The sequence below is a fragment of the Morganella morganii H1r genome (assembly GCF_000633515.1).
Taxonomy (GTDB): Bacteria; Pseudomonadota; Gammaproteobacteria; order Enterobacterales; family Enterobacteriaceae; genus Morganella; species Morganella morganii_B.
Genome location: NZ_AYMP01000004.1, coordinates 308,952 through 331,385 on the forward strand (window position 1 = coordinate 308,952; position 22,434 = coordinate 331,385).

A 22,434-nucleotide genomic window follows, 5' to 3' on the forward strand; every position below is an offset into this window, starting at 1 on the left:
TTCCTTTTACCCGCCAAACCCGAAGACACCGAAAATCAGTGTGGAGACAATCGCAATCACCAGACCCACCATGGTTTCGTAAGGCAGTAATTTCAGACGCTCATGAACCTGCATATTGACACTGCCGCCGGTCGCATGGAAGAAGCTGCCGTGCGGCATCTGGTCGAGCACCACTGCACCGGCATGGATCATCGCCGCCCCGGCCAGCGCACTCACCCCCAAATCAAGCAGCGTTGAGCTGAATACCGCAGATGCCACCGCCGTACCCGCTGTGGTGGATGCGGTTGCCATGGACATCAGAGCCCCGGAAATCGGTGCCAGCAGATAGGATGGCAGACCGGACGCCGTCAGGCCGTTAATTAACACATCTTTCAGACCGGAGTTGGCGATAATCCCCGCCAGGGTTCCGGTTCCCAGCAGCATAATTGCCACCGGTGCCATCCGGCTCAGCCCGGAGGTAATAAAATGGTTGGACTGGCGGAAGCGTCCCATGATCAGTGCACCAGCCAGACCACCGACCGGCAGGGCGATCAGCGGATCAATGCTGATACCGGCGACCGGACGCAGTGACAGCAGAAAAATCGCCACCAGCGGGGCACTCATTGCCGCCCAGAATCCCGGTAACTTACCATCATGATGCGCGGCAATCAGTTCTTCCTGTGTCACTTTCGAGCCACGGTGAACCAGACGCTTCGCCAGAAAATACGCCACGATCAGCCCGAAAATGCCCGGGATAATCCCCGCCGCCATCAGTGATGTCAGCGGCACGTTAAAGTTATCCGCCGCCGCAATGGTGTTCGGGTTCGGTGACATCACGTTACCCGCTTTACCGCCGCCGACCATCGCCAGCAGAATCGCCATTTTGGACAAATCGGCGCGGTGTGCAATCGCCAGTGCAATCGGTGAAACGGTGATAACCGCCACGTCGATAAACACACCGACGGCTGTCAGTAACAGGGTGGCCACCGCCAGCGCCAGCAGCGCCCGTTTTTCACCCACTTTGCGGACAATAGTTTCCGCAATGGTATTTGCCGCACCGGACTCAATCAGTACCCCGGCCAGCACACCGGCTGCCAGAATACGCAGCACCGCGTTAGTGATCCCCTGAGCTCCGGTGACCATCAGTGTCACCGTCTGCACCAGATCTGCCCCGCCGACCAATCCTCCGGCCAGCGCCCCCGCCATCATCCCGTATACCGGCGGTACTTTTTTCAGTATTAACCCTATCGCCACGACCAGCGCAACCATTGCGCCCAAAGCTGAAACCGTCACCATGTGCAGACTCCTGCTGTAATTATGATTATTTGAACAGAACAGGATGCATTATGGCGGCAGCCATCAGGTTAAGCTTGAGAGGTTCCGACAAAAATGAACGGGCTGAAACCGCGTATTTTGTATAAACGCACAAATCACAAATCGGTCAGCATACCGAAATAAAGCTGAATAATTGATTCTAATCTATTGATATTTAAGCCAGTAATCGATTCAACACGCTGAAGTCGGTAACGGAGGGTATTTGTGTGAATATGCAGCGTTTTTGTGGTTTGAGACAGATCACAATTCTGATCAAAATAGGTCTTCAGGGTATGACACAACACACGGCGGCTGTCCGCCGCTTTCAGTTTCTGCCAGGCGGAGGCCAGTTCAGCGGCCTGCCAGCTCTCCTGAAATCCCTGTAACAAGGCGGGTAATTTGACTTCATCATAAAAAATGGTTTTCTGGCGGCTGTAAGCCGGGGTCTGCCCCAGTTGCTGCACAGCGCAGGCACTCTGCCAGGAGCGGTGCAGACCATTGTGTCCGTGAAAGAAACCGCCGACATACATCAGCAGATCCGGCAGCTGGCGGCGCAGTGCCTGTAACTGCTTCTGCACCGGAGAGAGCGGCTGAAAATCCGCATCACAGGCCACCGGTTTCAGCACCACGAGGGAATTTATTCCCCGGATACTGACCAGCAGATCCATTTTAAGATTATCAATATAGTCCACCAGACGGTGAAACCGCTCATGATCCGGTGCGGGCAGCGCGAGGATCAGAGCTATGCGGGGTTTATCGGGGGAGATCCCGAGATAAGCGGCGATCGATTTTACCGACTGCGGCTGCTGATCCGGGCTTATCAGCTGGCTGACCAGCTCATCACGGTAACGGCGATCCCACTGGGATTTTTCCAGCAAATCGGCCTGTTCCAGCACCAGTTCCGCTGCCATACGCACCAGCTCGGCGTAGTTGCGCACCTCATCCGGTTTGCCTGAAATTCCGACCACACCCACCATAGTATCGCGGAAAATTACCGGCAGATTAATGCCGGGTTTCACGCCTTTCAGCGTGGCGGCGGTGGCTTCATCAATTTCCACAATCCGGTTTTCCGTCAGTGCCAGCACCGCCCCTTCGTGGCGCTGATTTACCCGCTGCGGATCACCGGACGCAATAATCACCCCCTGTGCGTTCATCACATTCACGGAGTAACTGAGGATTTGCATCGCCCGCTGAACAATCAGCCGGGCAGTGCGCTGATCGAGCTGAACCGGTGTCATATCAGGACGGATTCTGTGCCTGGCGTGCTGCCGCAATGGCAGACTCAATGGCTTTTCTGGCCAGCGGACTGTTGCGCCAGCAGGTAGAGCCGGTAAGTGCCGCACCGGCACTCAGCAGGGATTGGGCATCCGCGGCGGCAAGCTGATTAAGATCAGAAAATCCCATCTGCTCAAGGCGTTCGATAACTTTCACACCCACGCCCTTTACCGCCAGCAGAACTGCCTTGTCTTCAGACGAAAAAGCCATAATATCCCCGTCAGTGATTATCAGAAAATACGATGGCTGCCATAACAGACCGCCGCAGAAACGGGCGCATTGTTATCAGCCCTCAATCGCCTCGCGCAGTTTTTTCATGGCATTTTTTTCCAGCTGACGGACGCGCTCGGCGGAAACGCCGTATTTGTCCGCCAGTTCCTGGAGGGTAGTTTTGCTGTCATCATCCAGCCAGCGGGCACGGATAATGTCACGGCTGCGCTCGTCCAGTGAATCAATCGCCAGGGTGAGTTTGTCCGTGGCGTGGCTGTCCCAGTTATCTTCCTCAATTTCATCAGCGAAATCAGAGGATTTATCTTCCAGGAACAGTGCCGGTGCCACCACAGGGTGATCGCCGTCGTCGTCATCGGACATATCAAATGCCATGTCCTGCGCCGCCATACGGGATTCCATTTCCAGCACATCTTTGCTGGTCACCCCCAGCTCTTTCGCCACCATTTCCACTTCATCCTGGTTAAACCAGCCGAGGCGTTTTTTGGATTTACGGAGATTAAAAAACAGTTTGCGCTGTGCTTTGGTGGTGGCAATTTTGACGATGCGCCAGTTACGCAGCACATACTCATGAATTTCAGCTTTGATCCAGTGAACCGCAAACGATACCAGGCGCACCCCCATTTCCGGGTTAAAACGGCGCACGGCTTTCATCAGCCCGATATTGCCTTCCTGGATAAGATCCGCCTGAGGCAGGCCATAACCTGAATAACTGCGGGCGACATGGATAACAAACCGCAGATGCGACATGATCAGTTTTTTCGCAGCCTCAAGGTCGCCATCATAATACAGACGCTCAGCCAGCTCTTTTTCTTCTTCGGCTGTCAGCATCGGATACTGGTTAGCTGCCCGGATATAGGCCTCAATGCTCCCTTGCGGAACTAAAACAGGGAATTGCGTATCTTTAGTCATTCAGTCCTCAGTACAAATAAAAATGACGTCGGCAGACGATAATAGTGAACAGTGTACAACACAGGACAGAGTTACGCCTATCACTTAGTGCCGGCGCTGTCATTTGATTGAATGTAAACCGGTGATGCGGGATATCCGGCGGGGTAATGCCCCGCCGGATAATAAGACCGTTACTGTGGCATAAAATTCCGTAAATGACGGACAGTTGCCAGCCAGGCAGCCACCCAGCCAATCATACCGGACACCAGCACAATCAGCAGCGCTTCGTCCCAGTCCAGCCCGGTCAGTGTAAATGTGGTACCGAAAATTTTGGAGACACCGGTCACCACATCCCCCAGTTTCCAGACCAGCAATGCAGACAACACCAGTGACAGCACTGCGCCTAACGCCCCGAGCAGCATACCGCCGTTGAGGAACGGACGCAGAATAAAACCGTCTGTCGCGCCGATCAGTTTCATCACATTGATGGTTTCGCGGCGGCTGAAAATATTGAGCCGTACACTGTTGCCAATCACCAGGAACAGCGCCACAACCATCAGCACCCCGATCAGGGAAGCAATCTGTCCCACCAGGCCGGTCAGTGCCGCCAGCCGGGCAAACCAGCTGTCATCCATCCGTACCTCATCAATCCCGGACAGTGCCGTGACGCGATCACGCAGGGTAGAGAGCGTGTCGCTGCTCTGCATATCCACTTTCGGTGTGACAATAGCCACCGCCGGCAGCGGGTTTTCTTCCAGCATATCCAGCGCGGTACTGAAGCCGGACCAGGCACGGAATTCGGTTATCGCCTGGTCACGGGAGAGATAATTGACACTCTCCACGCCGTCGAGCGCTTTCAGCTCGTCCGCCAGTTTCTGTCCGCCCTGTTCATCCAGACCTTTATCCAGATAAACCGTCAGCTGCGGCGTCGGATACCACTGTTGCGCCGCATGACTGACGTTTTTCCAGACGATATAAAAGACACTCGGCAGTGTCAGGGAAATCGCAATCACCATCACTGTCAGCAGTGTTGACAGCGGCTGGCGCAGCATATCGCCCAGCGTGTTTACCCACGCATGCCGCCACTGTTCCCGCCAGCCGCCTTTCAGGGCTTTGGCTTTGGACGGCATTTTTTTTGCCGGTTTACGCGGTTGCTTAACCATGATGACCTCCCGCCATGCGTCCCTGACTCAGCGTCAGCACGCGGTAATTGCGCCGTTCAATCAGCATGATATCGTGCGTTGCCATCAGAACAGTGACCCCCACACGGTTAAACTCTTCAAACAGCCGTAAAATGCCTTCTGACAGTTCACTGTCCAGGTTACCGGTCGGTTCATCCGCCAGCAGTACCATCGGTTTATTTACCACGGCACGGGCAATGCCCACACGCTGCTGTTCACCGCCGGAGAGCTGCACCGGGAAGTTACGGGCCTTATCCAGCAGGCCGACTTTATCCAGCGCGGCACTGACGCGGCGGCGGATATCTTCCTGGCTGGCACCGGCAATGATCAGCGGCATCGCCACATTGTCATATACCGTGCGATCCAGCAGCAGATGGTGATCCTGAAAAATCATGCCGATTTGGCGGCGCAGGAAAGGCACTTCACGGTTTTTCAGACGGCTGATATTGTGACCGTCAAATAAAATGGTGCCGTCACTGGGTCGCTCAATCCCACAAATCAGTTTCAGCAGGGTACTCTTCCCTGCGCCGGAATGGCCGGTCAGGAAGACCATCTCCGCCGGGCGGATATGGAAATCCACCCCCTGGAGTGCCTGGCGGCCGCCTAAATAGGCTTTACTGACGTGTTCAAAGCGAATCATGGATGATTAATCCTCCCGGGCAAAAAGTGCCTCAATAAAATCACCGGCTTTGAAAGGACGCAGATCTTCAATACCCTCACCCACCCCGATATACCGGATAGGAATACCGAACTGGTCTGCGATGGCAAAGATCACACCACCTTTCGCCGTTCCGTCAAGTTTGGTCAGAGTCAGCCCGGTCAGGCCGACCGCTTCATTAAAGAGACGCGCCTGGCTGACAGCGTTCTGTCCGGTACTGGCATCTAATGTCAGCATAATTTCATGCGGGGCATCTTCATCAAGTTTCTTCATCACCCGCACGATTTTCTTGAGTTCTTCCATCAGGTGCGCTTTGTTCTGCAGACGCCCTGCGGTGTCCGCGATCAGTACATCCACCCCTTTGGCTTTGGCCGACTGGATGGCATCAAAAATCACCGAAGCCGGGTCCGCGCCGGTGTGCTGTGCCACCACCGGGATATTGTTGCGCTCACCCCAGACCTGGAGCTGTTCCACCGCAGCCGCACGGAAGGTATCCCCCGCAGCCAGCATGACAGATTTACCCTGAGCCTGATACTGACGCGCCATTTTACCGATGGTGGTGGTTTTACCGACACCGTTGACGCCGACCATAAGGATCACATACGGTTTTTTATCTTCAATTTCCAGCGGTTTATCGACGGTTGCCAGGATTTCGCCCATTTCTTCGCGCAGTTTAACGAATAAGGCTTCCGCATCTTTCAGATCACGGCGGCTGGCATGCTGAGTGAGACTGGTGATGATCTTGCGGGTGGTTTCCACACCGACATCCGCCACCAGCAACTGTTCTTCCAGCTCTTCAAACAGATCGTCATCGATCTTTTTACCACGGAAGATCCCGAAGAAACCGGAGCCGATATTCTCCCGGGTGCGTACCAGGCTGCGTTTCAGACGGGCAAAGAACCCTTCTTTTGCCGGCCTTTCCTGTGTCTCTGCCGGGGCCGGCGATTCATTTTCAACCAGTACCGCGTCCTGTGCTTCCGCTTCAGCTTCCGCGAGACGGCGGGCTTCTTCCTCTTGCGCAAGGCGCTGTTCTTCCGCCAGACGCGCCTGTTCAGCCGCTTCAGCGTCACGCTGTTTCTGCTCCTGCGCTAAACGCTGCTGTTCTGCGGCTTCTTCTTCCGCCCGGCGTTTATCTTCAGCAATACGCTGCTGTTTCGCCGCTTCCGCATCACGCAGTGCCTGCTCCTGCGCGCGGCGCTGTTCTTCTTCCGCGCGCTGCTGCTCTGCGGCCTGTTCTTCGGCCAGCCGTTTTTCTTCCGCGATACGCTGCTGTTTCGCGAGTTCCGCGTCACGCAGTGCCTGCTCCTGCGCGCGGCGCTGTTCTTCTTCCGCACGGCGCTGTGCCGCAGCCTGTTCTTCCGCCTGACGTTTTTCTTCCGCGATACGCTGTTGTTTCGCAATTTCCGCGTCACGCAGTGCCTGCACTTTCAGGCGGCGCTGTTCTTCTTCCGCGCGCTGCTGTTCAGCTGCCTGTTCTTCAGCCAGACGCTTTTCTTCCGCAATGCGCTGCTGTTTCGCGGTTTCCGCATCGCGCAGTGCCTGCGCTTTCAGCTGACGCTGTTCTTCTTCCGCACGCTGCTGTTCCGCTGCCTGTGCTTCCGCCTGACGCTTTTCTTCTGCCAGACGCTGTTGTTTGGCTGCTTCCGCATCACGCAGTGCCTGCTCTTTCAGACGGCGCTGTTCTTCTTCCGTACGCTGCTGCTCTGCCGCCTGCGCTTCCGCCAGACGTTTTTCTTCTGCCAGACGCTGCTGTTCGGTGATTTCAGCATTGCGGCGAGCCTGCTCCTGTGCAAAGCGCTGCTGTTCTGCGGCTTCTGCATCACGGCGGGTCTGCTCTTCTGCCAGACGGATCTGTTCAGCCGCCTCTGCTTTACGACGGGCCTGCTCTTCTGCCTGACGAATCTGTTCAGCTACTTCCGCATCACGGCGGGCCTGCTCTTCCGCTAAACGTGCCTGTTCAGCCGCTTCAGCATCACGACGGGCCTGTTCTTCCGCCTGACGGGCTTCTTCCGCCGCTTCTTCATCACGGCGGGCCTGTTCTTCTGCTAAACGTGCCTGTTCAGCCGCTTCTTCATCACGACGCGCCTGCTCTTCCGCTAAACGCGCCTGTTCTTCCTGTGCTGCCTGTTCGTCATCTTTACGGCCAAAACCGAGCCAGGAAAAAAAACCTTTTTTCTTCTCTTTTGCCACAGCCACTATACTCCTTGCATACTGCCACCCGTCACCTTCCGGCACGGTATGTCCGGAAAATCCTGAGCAGATATGGCGTCTTTATCATCATTAGTTGCAAATCAGACGCAGTCTATCATTTCACAGGATGGTTGCGCATCGGCTTTCCGTAATTTCATATTAAATTTAAACGAATTCTTACAAAACCTGCGTATAATATTCCGCTGTTTTCCTGTCTGTTATTCATATTTCTGAATTAATAATTTCAGAATTAATAAGTTACGAAGGTTATGGTTAAAAAAGCTCAAACCGCACCACAAGGGCAGATCCGCATTATCGCCGGTCTCTGGCGCGGACGGAAACTGCCGGTTCTGACACATGACGGCCTGCGCCCGACCACTGATCGCGTGCGCGAAACCCTGTTTAACTGGCTGATGCCGGTAATTAACGGCGCGCGCTGTCTTGATGCATTCGCAGGCAGCGGCGCACTCGGTTTTGAGGCGCTTTCCCGCTATGCCTCTGCCGTGACATTTACGGAACTCAACCGCGCCGTTGCGGCTCAGATCAGCGCCAATGCCCGTCTGCTCAACTGTGAACAGGCTACTGTCGTTAATCAGAGTGCCCTGCAGTTTCTGGCGCAGCCGGGAACGCCGTTTGATGTGGTGTTTCTCGATCCGCCGTTCCGTAAAGGACTGCTTCAGGAAACCGTTGATTTACTGGAGGCAAACAACTGGCTCAGCCCGGAGGCAATGATCTACATTGAAGCCGAGGCGGAATCAGACACACTGGTTGTTCCGGGTAACTGGGTGTGCCACCGGGAGAAGGTGGCCGGCCAGGTTGCATATCGTCTTTATCTGCGTCAGACGCAGACGACTGAACAGGAGTCCGTATGTTCCTGATTAATATTGGCCGCATACTGATGCTGGCCGTCTGGGGTTTTCTGATTTTCAGCCTGGTGCATCCGTTTCCGAAACCGCTGAATATCTTTATGCATATCGCCACCTTTTTTATGGTGGTGATGCACGGGCTGCTGATGGCGCTGTTTAATGCCGGTCAGCCGCAGGATAAAAAACTGACCGCCGCCGGTAAAGTGCGCGTCTTTTTATTCGGTGTGTTTGAACTGCTCGCCCTGCTGCGCCGCCAGCAGGCAGAACTGAAAGATCAGGATAAACCCTGATCAGCGCAGCGGCTCATAACGGATAAACCGCGTCCCCTGCATTGACAGCGTTCCGCGTGAATGCAGGGTAATCGCCTTATATTCATCCTCTTTGATGTACACCACAATGGGTTTTCCCGACAGCGGCGTGAAATGTACCTCATAACGGAAGGTTTCCGGGAAAACCACATCCCGCTCACGGGAGCGCATATCCGGGTACGGATAATCCTTTTTCTCTGTCACCGTGACCTGATATACCGCCACCGCAGCGTGGTCATTTATCTCATTTTGTTTACGCTGTTCAAAGAAGCGGCGGGTCGCCAGGATAATAATCAAAGCGGCAACAATAAAACCTAACAAACCGAATTTATTCATGAGTATGGTTGTTTTCCTGCAATCTGGTTGATCGTGTTCTGTAAATACGGGATATTATCAAATATTCAGGTGTTAATCGCCATCAACATACCTCAAGGACACCCTATGAATTGGCCATTTATTGCTGTACTTTTTTCCGGCTGGCTCTATATCGACGCCGCCTACCGGGGACCAAACTGGCAGCGCTGGGTTTTCCGTCCCGTCACCCTGCTGCTGTTGCTGCTGTGGGCGTGGAGCGGGGATTACGGACTGGATATCTCAGGGTATCTGGTGTGTGTCGGGCTGTTAGTGGCCATTGTCTCCGATACCATCCGCCTGGTTGCTGATAATAAAATCGACCTGTCACTGTATACCAGTGCCGTGTTTTATCTGCTCTATGCCCTGAGTTTCGCCCTGCTCAATAATTTTACCTTCTATATTCCGCTGATGATTGCCGTACCGGTGATTGCCATCGCGGTACTCGCGCTGCTCTGGTACAAACTCGGCGATCATAAAGTGCCGGTGCTGACAGCACTGCTCAGTGCGCTGGTGATGGGCTGGCTTGCCGGAGAGCAGTTCTTCGGGCTGGGTACCGATTACAACTTCTCCCTGATGATCGGCGCATTCTGTCTGGTGCTGAACCTGATCCTCTGGCTGATCAACCGCTTCCTGTTTACCTTTAAACTGGCAAAAGCGATTTACTCCACCTTCTATTTCCTCGGGCATTTCCTGATTGTCCGCGCCATCACGCTGATGTAATTCTGCTTCTGGCAACAGGAGCGCACAATTTGCCAATAATTATGCGCCCCTGTTGTTGACTCTGGAGTAGACTCCAATGTGTACACTTCCTGTTAATGAGAAAAATTAACATCAACTCACCGTTGAACAGGGAGGTGTTTATGCACCCTAACAAAGAACATCATGAGCATACTCACAGCAGCAGCTGCTGCGGCAGCAAATCTGCCTGCACCACCGGCGGAAAAAATGAGTCACAGGCTCATCAGCCACACGACCATACCGCACACGATCACAGTGAGCATGAACATCCGGAACACGACGACGATGAGTCCCGTGCGCATGGTCATGCCCCGCACGATCATGCGCATTCTGAACACGGCCATGACCACGCCGGTCATGAACACGCACACGGCAGCTGCTGTTCACACGATCACGCTGCCACCGATGATACTGCGCCGCCTGAATTAAGCGGCAGCCAGCGTTACAACTGGCAGGTGGAAGGGATGGACTGCCCGAGCTGTGCGCGCAAGATTGAAACTGCCGTCCTGAAAATTGCGGCGGTCACCCAGGCGAAAGTGATGTTTGCCACGGAAAAACTGGTGGTGGATGCCGCCGGGGATGTCCGCGCGGATGTGACCAGTGCCGTGCAGCAGGCCGGATTTGCCCTCTGGGATCTGAACGGCGGCAGTGCCGCACCAAAGAAAAAAGAAGAGCAGAGTCTGCTGAAACAGGCAACACCGATGCTGATTCTGGCGGTGCTGATTGCCCTCAGCTATGCACTGGAATTTGTAAATCCGGTGCTGGGCAAATACGCCTTTATCGCCTCAACGCTGATCGGGCTGTTCCCGATCGCCAAAAGCGCGCTGCGTCTTATCCGCTCCGGTACGCCGTTTGCGATTGAAACGCTGATGACGGTCGCGGCAGTCGGTGCCATTGTGATCGGTGCCACTGAAGAAGCGGCCATGGTTATCCTGCTGTTCCTGCTGGGCGAAATGCTGGAATCCTATGCGGCAGGCCGCGCACGGCGGGGTGTCAGCGCGCTGATGGCACTGGTGCCGGAAGATGCTGTGGTGATTAAAGACGGGCAGAAAGTATCTGTGCCGGTTGCACAGCTGCGTCCCGGCGACATTATTGAAATCGCACCGGGCGGACGCCTGCCGACAGATGCTGAGCTGCTCAGTGAGTTTGCGAGCTTTGACGAAAGCGCCCTGACCGGGGAATCCGTACCGGTTGAACGGGCACAGGGTGAAAAAGTCGCCGCAGGTTCGCTATCAGTGGATCGCGCAGTGCAGATGAAAGTGGTCTCCGAGCAGGGTCAGAACGCTATCGACCGTATTCTGACACTGATTGAGGAAGCGGAAGAGCGCCGTGCACCAATCGAACGCTTTATCGACCGTTTCAGCCGTTACTATACGCCGATGATTATGCTGTTCTCCGCTCTGGTGATTGTCATTCCTCCGCTGTTTATGGGCCGGGAATGGTATCCGTGGATCTACCGTGGTCTGACACTGCTGCTGATTGGTTGTCCGTGTGCACTGGTTATCTCCACCCCGGCGGCAATCACCTCCGCGCTGGCCGCCGCCACCCGCCGTGGTGCGCTGATCAAAGGTGGTGCCGCACTGGAGCAGCTGGGTACCGTGACCACTGTCGCGCTGGATAAAACCGGTACGCTGACAGAGGGTAAACCGCAGGTGACTGATATTGTTGCCCTGAATAATCACAGTGATGCCGATGTGCTGATGTTTGCCTCCGCCGTGGAAAGCGGGTCACATCACCCGTTAGCCAAAGCGATTCTGGAGCGTACTGAGGATCACGGGCTGACCATCACCGAAGCGGAAAACCGCAAAGCCCATGCCGGTAAAGGGGTTGACGGGGATCTTAACGGTGTGACCATCCTGGTCAGTGCGCCGGGTAAACTGGCTGACGGTCTGCTGACGGAAGCCGCTGCGGCAGATGTCACCCGGCTGGAAAATGAAGGGAAAACTGTCGTTGCCGTAGTTGCAGGCAACCAGCTGACCGGACTTATCGCCATGCAGGATACCCTGCGCAGTGACGCCATTGAGGCCATCGGCCAGCTGAAAGCGATGGGTGTCAGCGCCGTGATGCTGACCGGGGATAACCCTCGTGCAGCGGCCGCTATCGCCGGTAGCATCGGCATGGATTTCCGTGCCGGACTGATGCCGGAAGATAAAGTCAAAGCGGTGATGGCGCTGAATAACGATCATCACACCATGATGGTTGGCGACGGTATCAATGATGCCCCGGCAATGAAAGCGGCCGGCATCGGGGTTGCCATGGGCAGCGGGACCGATGTGGCACTGGAAACCGCCGATGCCGCACTGACTCACAACCGTCTGACCGGCATTGCCGAAGTGATCACGCTGTCACGGGCCACCCGTAAGATCATCCGCGAGAACATTACTATCGCACTGGGTCTGAAAGCGGTGTTCCTGGTCACCACCCTGATGGGGCTGACCGGCCTGTGGGTTGCAGTTCTGGCTGACTCCGGTGCGACCGCACTGGTGACCGCCAACGCTGTCCGCCTGCTGCGGGTCATGAAAAAATAACCTCTGCGACATACCAAAAGACGTTTATACATCAATGCCGGTCACACACGTGACCGGCATTATTTTTTTAACAGGATAACGTATTCCGGTTATACGCAACGCTCTGCCTGCCTCCGGACTGAACACCATTTCCGGTATAGTGATGTATCCTGTATTTTTTTTTATAACACGGTTTTTTCCTGTTACATCACATAATGTTCATCCCGCCAAAGCATTATCATTTTTTAGCCTCTCCGGTAATATTTACTTATCATTTTATATTTTCTTTCGGTAGTATTTTCACTACTCCGGAATATTTCCGATTACTCTTAATTTTTATAAAAATATATTTTTCTGTTTTATCAGACTGTTAATTTCTGTACACCACAATGCGTCTGTATTAATTATCTTTATTTTAATGCAAGACCAATTCTTACGTAAAAATACGCACTCTTTTTAAGAGTGCTATTTCCGCTGTCTTTTTTAAAGACAGCAAAAGAATTAATCATAAAAGGAATGGTTTGAATATGAATACTATTTATCGTATTGTATGGAGCAAGGTTCTTAATACCTGGGTTGTCGCCAGCGAACTGGCCAAAGGGAAACAGAAAACAGCATCAGGCCGCTCCCTTTCAATTGCACAGCATTCCGCTTCCCGCCTGACCCGTTACTTTAAACTACATTTTCTGGCGACCGCTATTCTGTCCGCATTTACCGCAATTCCTGCTTATGCAATCAGCCCTTCTGAGTGCGCGGCCAGCAGTTCCTGTGTCAGCGTATCGTCATTTACTGAATTAAAAAATGCGCTGACGACCGGTGATAAAACAACAATATTATTTCTGAACGATATTAAACTCACCGGTAACATTGATGTTAAACTGACAGAAAATACCAAACAAAACATTGTGATTGATGGTGGCGGATATAAACTTGACACCGGAACCTATTCTTTTAACTTCAACAACCTTAATAATGCAAACTGGGCTAATGAAAGCACTTTCACAGTCAGTGATTTATCGGGCTTAGTGAGCTCAACGTCTATTGGTAATTACATTTTTAAAACCGACACGAATGCATCAACAAAAATTAATATTATTCTGGATGATGTCGGTTCTGTTACTGACAGTATGATCGCCGTTCTGGGCAATATGGGCAGTGGTGTTACCCAGAATACCGGCAGCGAACTGACCTTCGGTAATATAACCACCCCGATTGATCTGACCTTCGGCACCAACCATCAGCTTGCTCAGGCAAACAAAATTAATTTCACCGGTAAATTAACTATCAATGCCACGACGGGTTCCTACCCTGCCGTCTTCTGGTCGAATGCCTCTCCGGCGGAAAGTATTATTCGTTTTACCGCCGATGCCGATGTCAGTATAAAAACACCAAACCTGACCAATGGTGCAGGATCAAGTAATAAGCATTATCAGTATCTGATGGACGATGGTGCAGCGTTCTCCTTAACATCCGATCAAAATATTTTTGGCAGTGATAATAACGGTCTTGTCCTGGGTTCCTATGATCCGGTTAATGGTTTTGGTAAAGGGGTTTCACTCCGTATCACGCGGTTCAACGGTACTAATTTTACTACCGGTGACGGTGTCAGTAACAGCGGCGGTATCAGCACCGGATACAATAACGGCCCGACAGGAAATAAAGATGTGGTATTTAACCTGGCGGGCGGTTCACTGATTAATATCAGCGGTACAACAAGCAACGGTATTCTGGCAACGAAAACAGGTGCAGGAAACCTCAGTAATATCTATCTTGCCTCCGGTGGTGAACTGATTACCGGAACCGGGATCAGCGCCGCACATGCCGGGAGCGGCAATATCGTACTGGAAAACAAAACCGGCGGTAAAATAACAGCGGTAACCGGTATAAAAGCAGTTCACAGCGGAACTGGTTCCGCATCGCTGGAAAACCACGGTGATATTACCAGTACAGCAAACGGCATCAGCGTTTCATCAGCCAATCAGCAGACCGTCAATATTAATAATACCGGTGGTACGATCAATGCCACATCGGGGAATGCCGTTGAATCGTTGCTGAAAGCGCAAATCAATATGCTCGGCGGTGTCATCAATACCAGTGGCAGCGCCACTGCGTTTAAACTGAATGATGGTGCTCACCAGCTTACCGATATCACCGTTAATCTGAACGGCACCGGTAATATGTTTGCAAAAACGGCAGCGGCGCAGGCTGCCCTGACCGGTGTTACGCTGAATGTCCTCAACGGTACCGGGTTATCAGATATCAGCGGACTGACATTTAAAGCCGGTCAGAATGGTAATAACACCATCAATGTGAACGGCTCCGGTACCGGTATTGCCCTGACTAACACCGGGTTATCCGGGCTGAACAGCGACGCACTGGATATCAACGTCAACGGTGCCGGTAAAGGAATTGTCACCACCGGCGGTGGTGTTGATCTGAGCAACAGCAAACTGACCGTCAATGTGACCAGCACGGAGGGAACGGCGCTGAGTATTGCCGACGGCAGCAGTAATATCACCACCATCGGTCAGAATATTCAGCTGAATGCCGCCGGTGCGACAGCACTGAGCTTTACCGGCACCGCCGGGCGTACACTGATCAATAACGGCACGATCGGCGGAGATGTGATATTTGCCGGGAACGCCGCACAGACTATCACCAATAACGGCACACTTTCCGGTTCCCTGACCACCGGAAACGGTAACGATATACTGACGCTGGGCGCAGGTTCAAAAAGTACCGGCGCTATCAACCTGGGTAACGGCAACAACCAGGTAAACATTGATAACGGAGCAGATATCCACTCCGTCACAACCGGCAGCGGTGATGATATTTTCACACTGAATAATCTGACTCAGGGAAGTTCCTATCTGGGTGATATTGATTCGGGCAGCGGAAATAACACGCTTAACTTTAATCACTCCTCCGACACGCTGAAAAATGAAACCACGCTGCGCGGATTCAGCAATATTAACCTGAGTGACAGTGATATCACGCTGGCCGCCGACAGTAATATCAGCGGCGGTACGGTACTGCTGGATAAAAACAGTCAGCTTCAGTTCGGTAATACGTTTAACGGTATTCTGAATGCCTCTCTCGGACACCTTGCTGCCGGTGACGGTAATGCGGTAGTGGGTAATAATGCGGCAGTCACATTAAGCAAAGCCAATACATTTACAGGAAACTGGCTTATTGCTCAGGGCGGGACGCTGAATGCCGGCAACAGTAATCAGCTTGACGGAAGTTCACTGACGGTGGACGGCACACTGAATCTGAGCGGAATCAGTGAGCTGAATAATACACTGACCGGCAGCGGTAAACTGGCGGTTGACGGCGGCGGCGGCAACTTCAGATTCGGAGCCCTTACCGGCAATGCATATACCGGTCATGTACAGCTGAAAAATGCCCTGTTTTCGCTTTCCGGCCAGAATACCCAATCACTGGCACATGCTTCTCTTATCAACAGCAGCGGAACCACGCTGACCATCGGAAACGGGGAACAGGCGGTCGGTAATCTGGATCTGAACGGCGGCAAAACGCAATTTACCGGAGACGGAAAAATTGCCGCAGGAACATTAAACGTCAGCAGTAACGGCATTATTCAGGTTGATCCGTTACTGAATACCGCCGGTAATCTCCTGGATGCCGACACCGGAACAAACAATCAGCTTATCAGCAGTAACAATACCCTGACGGCAGAAGAGCTGGCACAGCTTTCCTTACAGGATCTGTCCGGAAATGCGCTGCAGAACAATGTGACATCGGCCGTTATTCAGAATGGTGAAACCGTGGCTGACGGCCTGTATAACTATGCCTTATCCGGCGCCGGAACGGGGCTGAGTCTGTCATCACAACTGGACAGTCTGACTCTGCTGGCCGGCAAAATGCTGACACTCTCCACACAAGGGGCGGTTAACAGCGATAAAACCTTAACCGCACGCCTGAGCGGAGCCGGTGCTCTGGCAATTGACGCAGGTGCAGAAACACTCACAATAAATAATTCCGGCAATAATTATACCGGTAATACCCTTGTCCGTACGGGTACCCTGGCGCTGGGCAGTGATAACGCCCTCGGTCAGACCTCATCACTGAACGTCAACGCTAACGCGGCAGCAAATCTGGCGGGTCATACCCAGACCACCGGCGCGCTGGAAAACGCCGGACTGGTAACCCTCGGTAATGGCGGCGTGCTCAACAGCGGTGCCATGACCAACAGCGGCACCGTGGATCTCACCGGCGGGACACTGAATCTCTCTGCCGGAGGCACCTCATCAGCCACCGGCGGCCTGACCGGTAACGGCACTCTCAGTGTCACCGGCGGTGATCTGTCTGTCTCAGCCGCCAACAGCAGTCTGGCAGGCACCACGCAGATCGGCAAAAATGCCTCCGTCACCCTGCGTGACCACGGTACCCTCGGCACGGCGGCGGTGGCTGTCACCGGCACCCTGAACCTGCTGGCGGATAACCTCACCCTGGTGAATGCCCTGAGCGGCGACGGTCAGGTCAGCACACAAGCCGCCGTCACCCTCAGCGGTGATAACCGCAGCTTCACCGGCGAACATCACCTGAACAGCAACGGCAAACTGACCGTATCGCAGGCACAAAACCTCGGCGCAGACAGTGCCGCGGTTCATCTGGATGATGCCGGTGCCGCACTGGTTCTCAGTAACCTGAGCGGCAGTATTCACAATGCGCTGTACGGCGTCAGCGGCACCACGGTGTCTGTCACCGGCGGCAGCCAGACGGAGATGACCGCCGATAACAGCGGCTTCCTCGGTAACTGGCAGGTCAGCGGTGACAGCCTGCTGCGTGTGGCTGCCGAAAACAACCTCGGCAAAGACAGCAGTGTGAATCTGGCCACCACCGGCGATACCCTGCAACTGGCCGGTTATCAGGGAATTTTTGCCAATAATGTCAGCGGCAGCGGGCTGCTCAGCCTGACCGGCAGTGCCGCCGTCACGCTGGACAGCACACAGAAACTCGGTGCGGATCTGGCTGTGGGGATCGCGGACAACAGTGCCCTGACCCTCAGCGATCTGGCCGGGTTTGACCATACCCTGACCGGCAGCGGTACGTTAAACATCAGCCGTGATAATGCGGCGGACACCTTTGATTTCGGCAGCAAAACCGGCACCGCATTTGCCGGGAATGTCAGCCTGAAAAACACCACTTTCGATCTGACTGCCGGTAATACCGCCGCGCTGAGCAACGCCACGCTGACCGCCGGGACAGACAGCACTGTCCGCGCCGGACAGCAGGACAGCACGCTGCACAACCTGACCGTCGACGGCGGTACTCTGGAGTTTGAGGGCGGTGCACCACAGTCCAAAGCCACCGGTATCATCAATGCCGATACGCTGGCGCTGAACAAAGGAACAGTTTCCGTATCCGGAACAGCGGAGTGGAACAATGAAACGCCGGTCATTGCACCGGATCTGTCTCTGCTGGAGCAGGATCGCGGTAATATCATGCAGACACTGATCAGCGCCGGGCAGGTATCAGGCACCACCTCTGATATCGGTCTGATGATCAACGGCGTGGCCGTCAGCAGCGGCAACCAGGCGGTACAGTCTGCGGTGAAACAGGACGGTACCACCGTGGCGAATGCCACACACAATTACGGACTGGCCACATCGGACAATAAGGGCGGCAACGGTCTGTTTGTGAAATACAGCCTGAGCGCGCTGGAACTGCTGACCGACGGAACAGATGCCCTGCGTCTGACGACAGAAGCCGGTGCAGAGGCCAACCGGACGCTGAATGCCCTGCTGACCGGCAGCGGCGGTTTGCAGATTGATGCCTCACGCGGCGCACTGACCCTGGCCAACAGCAACAACAGTTACCGGGGCATCACCACCGTCACCGCCGGGATACTGAAACTCGGGGCAGACAATGCCCTCGGTCAGACCTCGTCACTGAAGGTGAATACCGGCGCTGCGGCAGATCTGGCGGGTCATACCCAGACCACCGGCGCGCTGGAAAACGCCGGACTGGTAACCCTCGGTAATGGCGGCGTGCTCAACAGTGGTGCCATGACCAACAGCGGCACCGTGGATCTCACCGGCGGGACACTGAATCTCTCTGCCGGAGGCACCTCATCAGCGACCGGCGGCCTGACCGGTAACGGCACCCTCAGTGTCACCGGCGGTGATCTGTCTGTCTCAGCCGCCAACAGCAGTCTGGCAGGCACCACGCAGATCGGCAAAAACGCCGCTGTCACCCTGCGTGACAGCGGCACCCTCGGCACGGCGGCGGTGGCTGTCACCGGCACCCTGAACCTGCTGGCGGATAACCTCACCCTGGTGAATGCCCTGAGCGGAAATGGTCAGGTCAGCACACAGGCCGCCGTCACCCTCAGCGGTGATAACCGCAGCTTCACCGGCGAACATCACCTGACCAGCAACGGCAAACTGACCGTATCGCAGGTGCAAAACCTCGGCGCAGACAGCGCCACGGTTCATCTGGATACCGCCGGTGCCGCACTGGTTCTCAGTAACCTGAGCGGCAGTATTCACCAGGCACTGTACGGCGTCAGCGGCACCACGGTGTCTGTCACCGGCGGCAGCAAGGCGGACATGACCGCCGATAACAGCGGCTTCCTCGGTGACTGGCAGGTCAGCGGTGACAGCCTGCTGCGTGTGGCTGCCGGAAACAACCTCGGCAAAGACAGCAGTGTGAATCTGGCCACCACCGGCGATACCCTGCAACTGGCCGGTTATCAGGGCATTTTTGCCAACAATGTCAGCGGCAGCGGGCTGCTCAGCCTGACCGACAGTGCCGCCGTCACCCTCGACAGCACACAGAAACTCGGTGCGGATCTGGCTGTGGGGATCGCGGACAACAGTGCCCTGACCCTCAGCGGTCTGGCCGGATTTGACCATGCCCTGACCGGCAGCGGTACGTTAAACATCAGCCGTGATAATGCGGCGGACACCTTTGATTTCGGCAGCAAAACCGGCACCGCATTTGCCGGGAATGTCAGCCTGAAAAACACCGGGTTTGTTCTGGATAACCTGAATACAGCAGCCCTGACAAATGCAACCCTGATCCTTTCAGAAGGAAATATCACCTCTGTATCCGACGGTATTCAGAAAATCGGCGGCCTGGCCATGAACGGCGGTGCATTAGCCTTTAATAATATCACGGACTACAGCGGTGAATTCCGCTCAGAGGGCACGATTGAAGCAGGTACTATTGATGTTACCGGCGGCGGTGAAATCCGGGCTAAATTACCGGGTAACGTGACCCCGGGACTGGAAGGTATGTCGCTTCTGGAACTGGATGAAGGATCGGTCATTGTCAGTCTGGCCTCCGGGCAGGCGAAAGGTTCGGGCAGTGAGCTGACGCTGACCGATGAAAATGGTCAGCCACTGAGTCAGGATGTCTATGCGAATGTGTCAAATACCGGCTCAACAGTCACATCGGCAAAAGGCACATTTAATTACGGACTGACAACCGGTGCGAAGTATGACGGCCTTTATATCAACTACGGTCTGAAAGCCCTGGAGCTGCTGGCCACCGGCGATGATGCACTGAAGCTGGAAGCCACCGCAGCCAAAAACGGCACACAGTCCAACGGACTTTCCGCACTGGTATCCGGCAGCGGAGACCTGGTATTTGCAGCGGTTGATGACAACGCGGTAGCCTCTCTGTCGAACAGCAAAAACAGCTACACCGGTGCGACCATTGTCCGTAAAGGGCATCTTCGTGCCGATGCGGACGGTGCGCTGGGACAAACATCAGAACTGGCACTGGCAGACGGAACATCTGCGGATATGAATCAGACACGCCAGACCATCGACGCATTAAATACAGAGGAAGGCAGTACACTGCTGCTGAATAACGGCCACCTGACGATCCGCAACGGCGGAACGGCAGCCGGACAGCTCAGCGGCAAAGGTGAACTGAATCTGGATGGCGGTGAACTGACCCTTGCTCAGGCAAACACGGGTCTCAATGCCGCTGTGAACATTGCCGCTGCCGCACAGGCTAATCTGAACTCAGTGAACGGACTGGGAACCGGCGATATCCGCAATGACGGCAAACTGGTTCTCAGTAATACACAGGGAAATTTCGCCAATAATCTCAGCGGACAGACCGGCCGGGTGGATTTAACCAATAACAGTGCTGTTTATCTGAGTGGTGATAACCGTCAGTACAGCGGCCTGTTCTCGACCGCCGAAGGATCATCGCTTACCGCTTCGCATGCCGATCAGCTCGGAAACAGCAGCGTGCAGAATGACGGGGTATTGCATCTGAATACGGATACCACCTGGGCCTTTACCAATCAGGTCAGCGGCAGCGGCGACATTATCAAAGAGGGTAAAGGCACGCTGCAACTGACTGACAGCCATGTGTCTGCGGGTAACACACTGGTCGAAAACGGATTATTACAGTTAGGCGGTGATAAGCCGGTCACATCAGTCACTGTCGGCGATATGGATGGTTATCGTAATCCGGTCGTCACGGTGGTAAATAATGTTGTCAGTCTGACCAGTAACGTTGCTGTCAGCAGTCAGGGAACTATCGGCGGTTACGGACGTGTCAACGGTAATGTCAGTAACGCCGGGCGCATCATCATGCCACATGCACTGACCGGAAGCAGTTTTGCTGATTTCACCATTAACGGTAACTACAGCGGCAAAGACGGCAGCATGCTGATTTTTGATACGGTGCTGGCCGGTGATAATGCCGCGACAGACCGCCTGGTGATCACCGGCAATGCGGACGGCAGCAGTAAAGTCACTGTTCATAATATCGGCGGTCACGGTGGTGATACGGCTGACGGTATTAAGATTATTGATATTGCCGGGCAGTCCGGCGCGAACTTTGAGCTGGAAGGACGGGTGGTTGCCGGTGCTTATGAATATCATCTGTATCAGGGTAGTACTTCAGCACCGGGTGACGGCAACTGGTATTTACGCACTGAAAATCCGGATCGTCCGGAAGCCGGAAGCTACACCGCAAACCTGGCGGCGGCAAATACGATGTTTGTCAGCAGTATGGCTGACCGCAGCGGCGAAACCCTGTATACCGACATCATGACCGGAGAGAAAAAATCAACCTCCATGTGGTTACGTACCGCCGGCAGCCATAATCGTTCCCGTGATAACAGCGGTACGCTGAAAACACAGGATAACCGCTTTGTGACACAGTTTGGCGGCGATGTGGCCCGGTGGAGCGGTAATGGCAGTGATCTGTGGCGTACCGGCCTGATGGCCGGTTATGCCCGCAGCCATAACTCGTCGGTGACTTCCGGCAGCAACGCCCGCTCAAAAGGGACCAGTGACGGCTATAATATCGGCCTGTACGGCACCTGGTTTGCGGACAGTCAGACCCGCACCGGCGCTTACGCGGATAGCTGGATACAGTACAGCTGGTTCCGTAACGAAGTGAACGGTGAAGGACTGGATACCGAGAAGTATGATTCCAAAGGCTTCACCGCCTCGCTTGAAGGGGGTTATATCCTGAAAGCGGGCGAAAGTCAGAATCACCAGTTCTGGGTTCAGCCAAAAGCACAGGCTGTCTGGATGGGCGTCAAAGCCGATGATCATACCGAAGCGTCGAATACCCGTATCTCCGGTAACGGTGACGGTAATATCCAGACCCGGCTGGGTGTCAAAGCCTTTATGACATCATCACCGCAGGAAGGCGCAGAGAACGATCAACTGTTCAAACCGTATGCTGAACTGACCTGGGTTCATAACAGCAAAGATTTCGGTACAACACTGACCCATGAAACCACCGGCAGTTATACGGTGAAACAAGGGGGTGCCGCGAATATTGCAGAAGTGAAACTGGGTATGGAAGGTAACGCCTCTCCGCAACTGAATATGTGGGGGAACGTGACACAGCAGGTCGGGGATAAAGGTTACAGTGATACCGCCGTTATGCTCGGTGTGAAATATAATTTCTGATAAGCGCGCCGTAACCGCAAACTGAAAC

The 22,434-nt window shown here is 54.3% G+C and carries 13 protein-coding genes; 5 read left to right on the forward strand and 8 right to left on the reverse strand.

Annotated elements, in window-relative coordinates; all coding sequences use genetic code 11:
• Positions 1 to 6: 6 nt before the first annotated feature.
• From U868_RS0102375 to ftsY, 7 genes are all read right to left on the reverse strand, one after another.
• On the reverse strand, positions 7 to 1,275 hold the full coding sequence (locus U868_RS0102375) for a GntP family permease (protein WP_025151891.1): 1,269 nt from the start codon (positions 1,273 to 1,275) through the stop codon (positions 7 to 9).
• A 134-nt stretch (positions 1,276 to 1,409) separates the two neighbouring features.
• Entirely contained in the window at positions 1,410 to 2,531 is a 1,122-nt protein-coding gene (locus U868_RS0102380; RefSeq protein WP_025151892.1) for a sugar diacid recognition domain-containing protein, read from the reverse strand.
• A gap of 1 nt (position 2,532) precedes the next feature.
• Positions 2,533 to 2,778: a Pathogenicity locus gene (locus tag U868_RS0102385; RefSeq protein ID WP_025151893.1), complete on the reverse strand. Its 246-nt coding sequence runs from the start codon at positions 2,776 to 2,778 to the stop codon at positions 2,533 to 2,535.
• A 75-nt stretch (positions 2,779 to 2,853) separates the two neighbouring features.
• Complete coding sequence (gene rpoH, locus U868_RS0102390) at positions 2,854 to 3,708, reverse strand: RNA polymerase sigma factor RpoH (protein WP_025151894.1); 855 nt, start codon at positions 3,706 to 3,708, stop codon at positions 2,854 to 2,856.
• A 170-nt stretch (positions 3,709 to 3,878) separates the two neighbouring features.
• The gene (ftsX, locus tag U868_RS0102400) at positions 3,879 to 4,850 is read right to left on the reverse strand and encodes a permease-like cell division protein FtsX (protein ID WP_025151895.1); all 972 of its coding nucleotides are present in this window, start codon (positions 4,848 to 4,850) and stop codon (positions 3,879 to 3,881) included.
• Positions 4,843 to 5,508: a cell division ATP-binding protein FtsE gene (ftsE, locus tag U868_RS0102405; protein ID WP_025151896.1), complete on the reverse strand. Its 666-nt coding sequence runs from the start codon at positions 5,506 to 5,508 to the stop codon at positions 4,843 to 4,845. Before ftsE ends, ftsX begins: the two co-directional genes overlap by 8 nt.
• A gap of 6 nt (positions 5,509 to 5,514) precedes the next feature.
• Positions 5,515 to 7,722, reverse strand: a complete 2,208-nt coding sequence (ftsY, locus tag U868_RS0102410; protein WP_025151897.1) for a signal recognition particle-docking protein FtsY — start codon at positions 7,720 to 7,722, stop codon at positions 5,515 to 5,517.
• Between the two features lie 263 nt (positions 7,723 to 7,985).
• Between ftsY and rsmD the strand changes: the two genes are divergently transcribed.
• Complete coding sequence (rsmD, locus tag U868_RS0102415) at positions 7,986 to 8,594, forward strand: 16S rRNA (guanine(966)-N(2))-methyltransferase (protein WP_025151898.1); 609 nt, start codon at positions 7,986 to 7,988, stop codon at positions 8,592 to 8,594.
• Positions 8,585 to 8,872 (forward strand): DUF1145 family protein, encoded by a 288-nt coding sequence (locus tag U868_RS0102420; RefSeq protein WP_025151899.1) that lies wholly within the window; start codon positions 8,585 to 8,587, stop codon positions 8,870 to 8,872. The genes rsmD and U868_RS0102420 overlap by 10 nt, the downstream gene beginning before the upstream one ends.
• On the opposite strand, the gene U868_RS0102425 is transcribed toward U868_RS0102420, so the two are convergent.
• Positions 8,873 to 9,226: a DUF2500 domain-containing protein gene (locus tag U868_RS0102425; protein ID WP_025151900.1), complete on the reverse strand. Its 354-nt coding sequence runs from the start codon at positions 9,224 to 9,226 to the stop codon at positions 8,873 to 8,875.
• 105 nt (positions 9,227 to 9,331) lie between these two features.
• On the opposite strand from U868_RS0102425, the gene U868_RS0102430 reads away from it, so the two are divergent.
• From U868_RS0102430 to U868_RS24380, 3 genes are all read left to right on the forward strand, one after another.
• Positions 9,332 to 9,964: a lysoplasmalogenase gene (locus U868_RS0102430; protein WP_025151901.1), complete on the forward strand. Its 633-nt coding sequence runs from the start codon at positions 9,332 to 9,334 to the stop codon at positions 9,962 to 9,964.
• Between the two features lie 140 nt (positions 9,965 to 10,104).
• The gene (locus U868_RS0102435; protein ID WP_025151902.1) at positions 10,105 to 12,510 is read left to right on the forward strand and encodes a zinc/cadmium/mercury/lead-transporting ATPase; all 2,406 of its coding nucleotides are present in this window, start codon (positions 10,105 to 10,107) and stop codon (positions 12,508 to 12,510) included.
• Positions 12,511 to 13,016: 506 nt separating this feature from the next.
• Positions 13,017 to 22,406, forward strand: coding sequence for an autotransporter outer membrane beta-barrel domain-containing protein (locus U868_RS24380; RefSeq protein ID WP_025151903.1), 9,390 nt, complete (start codon positions 13,017 to 13,019; stop codon positions 22,404 to 22,406).
• The last annotated feature ends 28 nt before the right edge of the window (positions 22,407 to 22,434 follow it).